Source organism: Okeania sp. SIO3I5 (assembly GCF_010672085.1).
GTDB lineage: Bacteria > Cyanobacteriota > Cyanobacteriia > Cyanobacteriales > Microcoleaceae > Trichodesmium.
On record NZ_JAAHHT010000028.1, the window covers coordinates 38,565 to 41,439 of the forward strand.

At 33.9% G+C, this 2,875-nt stretch carries 1 protein-coding gene; it reads right to left on the reverse strand.

The window, feature by feature from the left end; genetic code table 11:
• The coding region (locus F6K40_RS08860) for a tetratricopeptide repeat protein (protein WP_293134316.1) at positions 1-2,875 on the reverse strand (2,875 nt) is incomplete at both ends.

Here is a 2,875-nt window from a genome sequence, read left to right on the forward strand (position 1 = left end):
ATACATCTCTTTTGCCAATTTTTTAGGATTCCACAAAGGCGCTAAATTATCTGGATTTTTTGACTTTTGTAAATGCTCCCGCACCGAATTTCTTAAACCATTATCTTGAGCTAATTTAATTCCCCATTCTGTATATTCTTCCCAACTCCAAGCAACTCCTACATCCAGATTTACATTCTGCAAAAATGAGTAACCCATCCGAGATAAATATTGTTCCCCTGCTCTAGTTATTATCGGTAAGTTTGACCATAAAGCTTCTAAATTATGAGTACCACCATTATAAGGATAAGAATCTAACAAAACATCAGCTATCTGATAAATTGCTCGATGTTCTTCTTCTGTTTGAGTTTGCCCTAAAAACATAATTCGATTAAAGTCTACACCTAAATTTTCAGACTCTTTAAGATAGGTTTGATAAATCATATCTACGTCTCCCTGACCTTTCCGAATCAATATACTTTCTGGAGTATGTTGCAAAATTTTCAGTTGAGCGCGTACCATTTCTGGATTAGTTTTTCGCCCCGGTGCTATACACAAATAAACCATTTTATTTGAATCAATTCCGAGACTATTTCTAGTCGCATTTCTATCAATCGAACGACTATCAAAACCACCTACAGCTACAGATGTTTCTGGCAATCTCACTAATTTTTCTAGATAATATTTTTCTCTTCCTTGAGGATGGGTATACCAGTCACATAAAAAGTAATTACTTTCAGAAATATAGGGTGCATCAAAACCTAACCAGGAAACACAAACTGGTGCAGGTTTTTCATGGAGAATATGAACATTGACTGGCAATGTCATTGAATCTAAATCTACTACTACATCTAACTTGTCTTCTAATATTTGTGTGGTAATTTCTTCATAAGATGGAAATCCATTAGGATACTTTTTCGGCCAATAGGTATTGACAGACATTTGTTCAAATCTTTGAGTAATATCGTCTCTCTTCAACGGACCTGTAATATAGAGATTAACGTCTGGTGTAATTTGAGATAATTCTCTGATTAAAGCTTCGCTACACCAACCTACTGAATGACGGCGAAAATGTTTGGAAATAAATCCTATTTTTAATGTTTGAGAACTAGAAGTATGAGTTTTTGGAGTTTGATAAATTTTGGGTCGTTTTTGATAATATTGTTTGGCAATTAATTTGTAAAAATTGGCATTTCCTTCTAAGTCATCCCGGAGATGAGGAACAGCAAATAAGAAAATTTCATAGAGTAGTTTTATTTCTAGTTCGCTAAAAGTTTCAGCACTCTTATAACAGATTTTTTCTACTTCTGAAAGTTTGGAGTTTGCGACGTCACTAACTCCTGATTGAAAGTAGGAAAATAAAAAGGCAACTCCCGAAAGAATAGGAGCTATTTCTCCACAAGAATTACAGAAATTATCGGCAGCTTTTCTCGCTTCGGCAAGTTTAGTTGTATGACTAAGTAAATCGCATAATTGTTGATGAGCTTCGACAAATTTTGGTTTAACTTCGATAGCTTTTTCAAATAAAGCGATCGCCTCTTCCATTTTTTCTTGTTTAATAATATGTCCGATGCGAGAGTAAACTTCTGCCCAGTTTGGTTTAAATTCTAATGCTTTCTGATATTTTTCTAGTGCTGATTCTAATAATCCTTTATTAGAAAGTGCTGTTCCTAAGTTGGCATAAGCATCATAGGAATTAGGGTTATATTTGATGGCTTCTTGATAATGAAATATTGCTTGGTCATAGTCACCTTTGAGCAATAAGTTGTTAGCTAGTTTTTCGTGTAAATGTTTTAAGTCTGGATTAATTTTTAGTGCTTGGTGATAATAATTAGCTGCTGTTGCTTTATCTCCTTGTTTGCCTAAAATATTAGCTAGATTACTATAAGCTTCTGTATAATTTGGTTTCAGATTAATTGCTCTTTTGTAACTCTTAACTGCATCATTAATTCTACTCAGTTTAACAAGGGTATTTCCTAATTTAAAGTGAAAGTCTGCCTCGACTATATCCGGTTGAATTTCTAATGCTTTTTCCCAAGCTTCAAGAGCTTCATCAACCTTTCCTAAATATTGAAATAATTTGCCAAGATTCCAGTAAATACCAGCCAAACCAGGTTTTAATTCAATAGCCTTTTGATAATGAAAAAGTGCTTGTTTATGTTGACCTAACTGCAAATAAACACTACCAATATTTCCCTGAACTTCTGCAACTTCCGGCTCAATTTCTAATGCCTGACTATAAGCACGCAAAGCAGCTTCTAAATTATTTTGTTGGTAAAAAGCATTTCCTAAAGTCACATAAAATGGAGAAGAATTTGGTTGAACTTTTAAAGCTTGTTTACAAGAGGCGATCGCTGTTGTTAAATTTCCGTGTTTTAAGGCAAGATTAGCTTGATTTATATAAGCTTCTGCTGCTGGAAATTTTAATAATTTTTTGGCAAACTCTGACTCTGGTTCTTGATATTCAAAAGTTGTAACTTTATCTATTTTTTCCAGATTTTCTTCTCCTGCATCTGGGTCAGGTAAATTATCAGAAGTATCCTCAAAACTCTCGACTTTTTGGTTAGGAACCAAATTGAAAGTAGCAGGTTGAATCTCATCTTCTCCATCTGCTGCTGGCAAATTTAAGATTTTTTGGGAAAATTCTAACTCTGGTTCTTGATATTCAAAAGTTGTAACTTTATCTGTTTTTTCCCGATTTACTTCTCCTGAATCTGGGTCAGGTAAATTATCAGAAATATTCTCAAAACTCTCGACTTTTTGGTTAGGAACCAAATTGAAAGTAGCAGATTGAATCTCATCTTCTCCATCTGCTGCTGGCAAATTTAAGATTTTTTGGGAAAATTCTAACTCTGGTTCTTGATATTCAAAAGTTGTAACTTTATCTGTTTTTTCC